Origin of the sequence: Vibrio sp. RM-41-2B (genome assembly GCF_024744415.1) — a bacterium.
In the GTDB taxonomy this organism is placed as follows: domain Bacteria; phylum Pseudomonadota; class Gammaproteobacteria; order Enterobacterales; family Vibrionaceae; genus Vibrio; species Vibrio diabolicus.
The window spans coordinates 55,676-63,981 of sequence record NZ_JAMQWD010000043.1; the positions used below are offsets into that span (position 1 = coordinate 55,676).

The 8,306-nt window shown below is 41.3% G+C and carries 5 protein-coding genes; 1 reads left to right on the forward strand and 4 read right to left on the reverse strand.

Annotated features, from left to right (window positions below; translation table 11 throughout):
- Positions 1-29: 29 nt before the first annotated feature.
- The 3 genes from NB463_RS18880 to NB463_RS18890 all read right to left on the reverse strand — a co-directional run bounded on the left by NB463_RS18880 (position 30) and on the right by NB463_RS18890 (position 3,897).
- Positions 30-1,307 (reverse strand): linear amide C-N hydrolase, encoded by a 1,278-nt coding sequence (locus NB463_RS18880; protein ID WP_258516026.1) that lies wholly within the window; start codon positions 1,305-1,307, stop codon positions 30-32.
- A gap of 483 nt (positions 1,308-1,790) precedes the next feature.
- Positions 1,791-2,117, reverse strand: a complete 327-nt coding sequence (locus tag NB463_RS18885) for a hypothetical protein (protein WP_170901855.1) — start codon at positions 2,115-2,117, stop codon at positions 1,791-1,793.
- 88 nt (positions 2,118-2,205) lie between these two features.
- On the reverse strand, positions 2,206-3,897 hold the full coding sequence (locus NB463_RS18890; protein ID WP_258430598.1) for an FAD-binding oxidoreductase: 1,692 nt from the start codon (positions 3,895-3,897) through the stop codon (positions 2,206-2,208).
- Positions 3,898-4,180: 283 nt separating this feature from the next.
- Between NB463_RS18890 and NB463_RS18895 the strand changes: the two genes are divergently transcribed.
- On the forward strand, positions 4,181-4,654 hold the full coding sequence (locus NB463_RS18895) for a DUF1842 domain-containing protein (RefSeq protein ID WP_006741117.1): 474 nt from the start codon (positions 4,181-4,183) through the stop codon (positions 4,652-4,654).
- Positions 4,655-4,788: 134 nt separating this feature from the next.
- Here the strand turns inward: NB463_RS18895 and NB463_RS18900 are convergent, their stop codons facing one another.
- Positions 4,789-7,962 (reverse strand): AAA family ATPase, encoded by a 3,174-nt coding sequence (locus tag NB463_RS18900; RefSeq protein WP_258430599.1) that lies wholly within the window; start codon positions 7,960-7,962, stop codon positions 4,789-4,791.
- Positions 7,963-8,306 lie beyond the last annotated feature (344 nt).

Consider the following 8,306-nt stretch of genomic DNA (forward strand, 5'->3'; position numbering starts at 1 on the left):
TCTCATTTGTTTGCGCTTCAAAATTAACTCTAAGCGATTTTAATAGTTGGTCGAGATTCGACTTGTTCAAACGGTAATGATGTTGTAACTGGCATGAGCTGTAAAACGCTTGAAATCTGACAGTCTCTATTTAATCCAATATAGTCTTTGACATTGGCTACTCGCCAAGTCATGTCTCCGTAAGTACGCAGATAGAACGCGGGTGACTGATGACTGTTATGTCTAATAACGCTCCATTGGGTGATATCACTAAAAAAGACTTCAGGGTTATCGGATGTCTCAAACTCATTCGCCATGATGCCCAAAGGTATATCAACGCGATTAAGTAGCTTTTGTCCGAGTGAGAAGGCTTCGTCGAAGTTAGTTGGTTGTTCGCTTAACTGCTTAATTGCATAGGTTTGTACAAATCGAGACGGCGGTGTTGGGTCGGCGGGTAGACCCATCAAGCCAGCGCCATTGATTGATTGAAGTGGGCCAGGCACTTGGACATGACGTTGCATGGTTACTTCATTGTTCGGTTCTGGGTTGTAGTTGCGCAAATTGGAAAAATAAGAGAGGTGATTGACATGCCAATGGTAATTTGGGCAGTTAGTCATTACTCCAACGTAGGAGTGGTCCACAACCACTTTATAATCATCAAAGTCGTATTCGGTACATTGATAGCGTGCTTGCTGATTTTCCTCTTTGCTGAACATATCGCTTTCTTTAAATGCTCGATAGATATGCATATTACCGTTAAGAAACTCAATGACCGCACTGTCATTATTTGCATCGTGAATCACGAAATGCTGGTCCAACGTCATGTTGTCACTCTCTGTTTCACCAGTTGAAATAGTCGAGTTAAACACGTAAACGGGGTGAGTAGTGAAGTACGTCACCATCTCGTCCACAGTATTAAACGTAGACAAGATAAAAGTACCAAACAGGCAGCTGCCTAATGCAAAGGCATCATCAGGGATGTGAGAGGTCGATACATTTTGATTGAGAATGGGCAAGTATAGCGATCCGACGGAAAGGCCGGATTCATTAATGCCATCAGCTGTTAAAAGAGGGTTATTATATCGGGTAATGGCGTTGCAGTGGATGAAGCTTAATTTTCCCTTCCAACTTGCTTTAAACTCACATTCTTTACTGTGACGTTGTGGCGGCTGACCATTAAAAACACGGTCGGCTTTTTCATCGGAAGTAAAGGTCGTAATTTGGTAAGTTTGTTGGGCTCTAAACCAAATCTCGGTCTGAAGGTTAACTGCAAACTCCATGGTTCTAGCGGATAAGGTTTGGTTGTTGCAACCATAATTGATATTCACATCTGTACACATAGCCATGCTTTCCGTTGTTTATTTTGAATGATGCATATCCAAGAAACTCTCTGAATCAAATGCTTAGAGATTACGTGGATATAGAAGAATTGCGCTTTAATAATGGTTTTAGCCATTGAGATAAGCGCATGCTATTAATTTAAGCATTCAATCAAAAAACGTCAGTAGCAGTTTAGTATCAGTTGATAGAGTTAAAATAAAAAGTGATGTATTAAGTAAAAATCTTTGATCTTAGAACTCAATAATATATTTATTTTTTCAATCTTGGTTACTCTAGATTTAAAGTTGATTTTAAAAGTGATTTGTATTGATTCGATTATCTTGCAGTGGTGATATAAAGTGAGAACATAAAGTTAACAATTTCAGATTGTGATTGAAAATGGGGAGGGTTTTCAATCCAAATACCGAGAAATGAAACTGCCCGAGAAGTTGTGCAACTGTCTCGGGCGAAGTGATGAATCGGGTAAGCGGCTATAAAGTTTTCTCACAAGAACCGCTAAGTGGTGGAGATATTTTTAAATTATCATTAAAGATTTCCACAGCGACGGGGCCTTTATTTTCGTCTTTTGCATAGAATGCACAGGACTTGTTCCCAGTATAGGTTTCACCTGCCTTTTTGAAACTGTAGTACCAGGAGTCATGGGTAGCGGCACCGGATTCAAAACTAGCAGATTCAGATTGTTCGCCAGTATTCAAGTCGAAACGGACCTCCATTTCCGGAGAGTCTTTAAATCTCACATATCCGGTGATTTTATCGCTGGAGTTATTTTTAACGTAAAATGAACCCTTAGTTGTCATAATTTTTCCTCTTTTTTTAATTTCTATACGTAATAGAACGGCCAAATGACGGTCTGTTAATATATGCTTCTTAAGATGCATATTGATGTTAAATGATGGTCTTATTAGTTCTAAGATGATTAAACTTATCCTTAGCGTATTTCTCTTTTATACCGATTAAGTCGCGGTAGCTTCGATCAAAATAAACGCTTGTGGGAATTGCCGGATCTTTAAAGCTGATGAAGGCACCATAGGTTCCCGGTATATCAGCTTCTCTGGCTTTATCAATCCAGTCCATGGCTCTGTTTACATCAACAAGTACTGGGTTATTTTGTAGTTCTAGTTTTTGCTTTATCTCTTCATTCCACCAGGTTTGGTATTGGACTGTATATTGACACTGGCGGTAGGGGAAAGATATGTCTTCAAGGTCGTCTGAGTGATGATAAAAGCCACCAGTGATCGCACCTAAGGTTACGTAACTAAATAGCCCTTGATCGCGGTTTTCTGGCTTTATCAAAGGTGAAGTTAAGCTTTGCAAAAGTGCAGTATAGCCTTCTGCTTTAAGACCTCGCTCTGATACCAATCGCGAAGTGATTTTGTGAGGTGCTGGGGCGTCATAATCTGGAGGGAAAGGAGAACCGCTTTGACACAAAGAATCGCGCCCCCATGTGCTCATCAGGGAGTGATCGTATTTCTTCCCGTCAAAATCAGTGCCATGTGCTTCATAGACTTGAACTAAATCAGGGGAGCAAGCGCCAAATTGAACGGCTATAAATTGGTCAAGATCTTGCACTGTTCCTTCCCAGTAACCGTACATAGTGCAGTGATGGCTTATTGTGTCGATATCGCAATGGTTAGGTAATTCAGGCAGAGCATCAATTTGCAAGTTGGTGCCGAGAAGTTTAGCCGTATCGAGACTTTTTATAGCCTGTTCCCAATTTTTTAGCACATCTATGGTAGGGTGCGATGGTATTGGCTGAAGCATACCGTTGATTTTTTTGTAAAGGTTCCACTCAAGTTCGAAGCGGTGGATCTCTTTGGGTAAAGGGAATGTTTTTACGCGTAGCTCGGTAACAATGCCATAACTCATGCCTCCGCCGCCTCTTAGTGCCCAAAATAGGTGGGGGTTGGACTCTGCTGAGACTTCTGTGATCGTACCATCACCCAATACCACGGTTGCACTCACTAGGTGCTCACAACACATGCCGTATTTTCGCGTCCAAGGGCCCCATCCTCCGCCTTGAATATAGCCAGTCAACCCAACTGTGGCACAGGTTCCATGTGCAATCATTCGATCATGCTCTGCAAGTTTTGGTGTCAGTTGATAGAAGCGATAGCCAGCACCAATGGTGGCAATATTTTCACACAATTGAAAGGTCTTAATTCTGCTCACGTCAATCAAAATGACGTTGTCACCACTGCATTCACCTGCGTGATCATGCCCTCCTGAGCGAACACGAATCGGGAGACTGAATCGAGTTGCTGTTAGATAGGCTTGTTGAACTTCTTGCGTACTTTCGCACATGACAATGACAAAGGGTTGGTGTTGATAGCGAGTATTGAAGATGAGTGACTCGACTTGATATTGGTTCAAACCGGGAACCGGTGAAATCGTGTTTTCAAGAGGTGTCAGTAGTCGCTCTTTAGGAAAACCGCATTTATCCATTTTCTGAATAAACAGTTTGGCATTATTGATTGAGATTGAGTACGCGTTAAGTACAGCGAGGCGTTGTATTTGAGGGTTAGGGTGCTGTTCTACCACTTGGTTTTCTTTAGTTCCCTGCATCCATTCTTGTTCCATTATTTTTTCCATTTGGCTTATGTATTGAATAGTTGTTTAAATATTAACTCGCACGCATATGTTCGCCATATCAGTTTGGTATCAGTTGTTCTGTACAAATCGCCAAAAGCATCAGCGAGAGAGCAATAATATCTGGTTGATGAAAAGAACGAGCGGCATCTGCGTGACCTTAGATAATTTATGTAGTCAAGTAGATCTGATCCTAAAGTGATACTGAACTTGAATGACGTGTTATCTACATTGAATGGGTCACTAACGACAATAAATTCAGTTGGAGAACACAATGAAAATGGAATCAAAAGAATCACAAGCAATTTTTACTGCTCATTATCAAATTGGTAACGGCTTACCTGGAGGAGTGAACTTCGATGTTAATCTACTCGTGGCCAGCGAAGACAAATCAATAGTGGGTAAAGGACATATCTTTCAGGCCATTAACCCACCGTTAAATGTGGTGTCTGATCTCAATGGCAGTTTCAACTATCAATGCACGATGCGTGATTGTCATATCATGGTGACGTTGCAGGGCTACCAGCCTTACCTAGGCATTGCTCCTCTAGGAGCAGATCTTCACAACGTAACGCTCAACATCCTACTTAATGATGATTGGAAGTCAGGCGTGGCATTCTATCGATATAAAAATAGTTCAGGTAAATGGGTTGAAGTAGCAAATCAACGCGTTACTCTACTTTTACCTGAGCATGTTCCTAGCATCGAAAACTTTAAGGTGGAGCAAAGTGAGCATGCGCCAGCATAAATCTAATCAGCGATGACACTGTGACAAAACACAGATATTCGATGGTTTCGAATATCTGTGTTTGACGAGGTAAATCGAGCAAACAAGATGATTTGACAGTGCAATTAGTCGACTTTCTTCGTTTATTGAATATTTCATGGTTGAGTAGATGTGAAGAGCCAATGGTCGAGCTCATCAACACTTATTTGAGCCTGGTTCAGTTGATGCTTACGCGCGGCCTGATTGAAGTTTAACAACTCAGAGACGGAGCTGGACTGGTCGAGTAAGGCAAGCATCAGATTCGCTTGTTCAATATAAAAATCACCCCATGGATGCGGATCTTCTCGGGTGAAGTTAGCAAGCTTATCGCGATATTTTCGAAGTAGCGTAGGCTGCTTATACTGCCACGCTACTTGGATTCCTTGTTGGTAAAAGCGTAAATAGTTATGACCAACACAGGTAGATTCTAGCCAAGCCTCACCAGTGCGCAAAGCGGAGAGGGCTGTTGATTCATCGCCACAAATAAGTGCCTTGGTAGATACGAGCCAAGGACCAATAAAATTGTGTAGCTTATTGATATGAACAAGATCTAGAGCCGTGTCGATGTCCGAAAGGGCTTTCTCCTCTTTTCCCTGATACCAGTGCAATCTTGCACTGGACTCCAAAAGAAAAGCGACAAATCGATGAGCATTAAGCTGTTTTGAAAGTTGCAGAGCGGTCGAGATTTCGTTTTCAGCTTGCACCAATACATTACGGTCGAGAAAGATCCATGCTGCCGTAAGCCTGGAAACAATTTCTGCTCGGCGGTTTGCCGTGAGATAGGCAAGATTCGAGGCATGCTGAGCCTGTTTTAGTGCTTCGTCAGATTGCAGTTGATAGATCATCACTGTCGCCAGCATGTAGCGATTGGCAGTTTCAATCGAAAGCAACTGATGCTCTTCACACAGTTGCAAACACTCGGTTAAGTGCTCGTATGAGCGAGCCATTTTTCCTTGTGCGTAGGCACAATCACCGAGGCCGCCAAGCGATTTTGCTTTCGCGCGAAAACAGTTTGCTCGCTGACTGTAATCTAATGCAAGTAAATGTTCTTTCTCACATTCGTCTAGCTGCCCAGTAGGGAACAGCATATTACCTCTCATCGAGTGGATTTCACACAAAGATTTATTTAACGTCAGTTTTTCGCACAGGGCTTGGGCTTGGTCTAAAATCGACATCGCTTGTACAAAGTTATCGGTTAAGCGGTAGGGGTTAATGAGGTCTAAATAGTATTGAACACGTTCAGGATCATTTTCTGTGTGATGAACCGCTTGCTCAAGAACCTCAATACTCTCTTTGATGCGTCCCATCGAATACAGGCAGTTTCCTTTCATATTTAGTGCATACGCCATCTGTTCTTTAGGTGACTCTTTAATAGCGAACTCAATAAGTGTCAGTGCTTTTTCAAACTGATAATTACTCAGGTAATGTTTGGCGGTCTGTTCAAGAACAGTAAATACACCTTCGACCTTGGCATGATTAATATGGACGGCATATAAGAATCGATCTCGGTTCTCATACCATTTTGCGCAGGCCATGTGTATTTTGGAACACTGTGACTTGTCTATTTGACGGAAAACAGCATTACAAATCAAATCATGATGGAAAAGGTATTGATCGCCATTGAGTTTTACTAAGCCAGCATCGACTAACTTATCTGGCACGTAGCCGGGAATTCGAGTGATTTCACGCAGTTGCTCCAGTTGAAAGCACTGCCCTAACACGGAGGCAGTACAGAGTGCTTGTCGATCTTGGGCTGGAAGTTGAGCTAATTGTATCGAAACTAAATGTTCCAATGACTCCGGAACGTCTTTATCAAACTGAGAGCAAAGCAGTGTTTGGCGCAAGTATAGAGGATGGCCTTTCGCAAGCTTTATACAGTCATTGATATGTTTATTCTGTTGGCATGTGATTGAGCAAGCTAACTCGTAAGACTCTTCAGATGATAACTCCCTAAGTTCGATTAGATTCACGTTGGTAAACCAAGATTGTTTGGAACTAAGTCGTTTTTGCTGCCTAAACGTCAGAAAGAGCAAAATATTGGTGTTTGTAATATGAGGTAGCAGTGTCTCAAGAAACGCCAACATTACCTCGTCGGCCCAATGGACATCTTCAACAATAATCAAGTGCGGTTTGCTGGTCTGCCGTTGTTGAATTAAGAAAGGGATAGATTGCTCTATCGTTTGTTTCAGCGTTTGGAACTCCATTAAGTTCAGCAACTGCTTTTCTGATTCGTTGAGTGCTACCCCCATTAACCAATAAAGGCAGAGGTGGAAAGAAGAGGGAATTGATGACTCGACAGTTTGCTGACGAATAGAATCATCGGTATCTTCACGAGTAAATGAACAAATTGCCCGAGTGAATATATTTTGAGGGGACAAGAGATCAGCACTACCATGATTCAGGATTTGAATCTCTGTGGTTAAACACGAAGATCGATTCAAAGACGCAATGACCTGGTTGAGTAGGCTGGTCTTTCCTATCCCTGCGGTACCAGTAATACAATACGTTTGGCCTGCTTCTTGTTTTTGCCATCGCTTGATTCCGCTATTCAATGTTTCTAGTTCAAGTTTACGCCCTACAAAACAGTCAGTATGGCTTTGGTGTAAGGATACAAGATGCCAGTTGTTGAAGTCTGGCTCTCCTGTTAGAAACGGTTTTATTGGTCTGGCACAATTGGACGAGATAAAGCAAGGACAAGCAGCTATTTCTCCCCAAGGGATTTTAACTAGGATTTCATTGAGTGGGGTTATCGCATTCGGATGTTCCGATAGCTCAGTGACTCGATGCTTGTATTTCACATTGATAAAAGACCGAATCGAAGCCGAAAGAGCAACCTGTAATTGAAGGGCTAGTTGTCGAATTCGTTCAAAAACATATTCGTCCGATTCCTGTATAGACCAAGTAAGAACAAACGTCCGGTTTTGTATTATGGGTGTAGTGTTTTGGCTGAAAAGTAATGTTTGCAGAGTCTTTGCGGTCAAATCACACTTTGCTTCGATTGCAAAAATAAAAAAATATGGTGGTGATGAAGGCACATTTGTAAGTAATGGTTCTGAGGCGCGATCTATTAAGAGGTCCTCTAGGGGGACAGAAAAGTATTCCGCGAGATTGGATGCGGTACGATACAGCACATTCGCCCCAGACTCTGCTCGCTTTATGGAAGCAATAGATACGACAAAACCCTGTTGAAAGCATTCTTCCGCCAGTCTTTCTTGGCTCAGTCCTAATTTCTTTCTCAGTTCTTTGAGTCGTAATACGTTGAGTGGAATTCTTCCATCCCTATTTGCCATATTTCACTCCGTTGTAACGTATAGCTTTTCCCAGTAAACCTGAATCGATTGGATATGTTGAGTGAATAAATTTATCTTATTTCACCACATATAATACTAGTAGTTAAAATGTTATATACGAAAATGAAATGGGCATTTTAATCTTCAAACTACCTTAATTTATTGTTGTATTAGTGGTGTTTTCGTTATTAATAATTTTGATAATTATTGTTGTGAATTCATGTTTTTATTAATAAATTTTTTGAAATGTCTTTAAATGTATGTCTTTTAAAAGATTGCACACCTTCAACTTATATTGGACTGCATTGAACTTTAACAATTAAATTCTTTAATTTTAGATATAT

Bases quoted from the DNA above. Each gene is read 5' to 3' on its own strand.
- NB463_RS18885 (WP_170901855.1), bottom strand. From the start codon at position 2,117: ATGACAACTAAGGGTTCATTTTACGTTAAAAATAACTCCAGCGATAAA.
- NB463_RS18890 (WP_258430598.1), bottom strand. From the start codon at position 3,897: ATGGAACAAGAATGGATGCAGGGAACTAAAGAAAACCAAGTGGTAGAA.
- NB463_RS18895 (WP_006741117.1), top strand. From the start codon at position 4,181: ATGAAAATGGAATCAAAAGAATCACAAGCAATTTTTACTGCTCATTAT.
- NB463_RS18900 (WP_258430599.1), bottom strand. From the start codon at position 7,962: ATGGCAAATAGGGATGGAAGAATTCCACTCAACGTATTACGACTCAAA.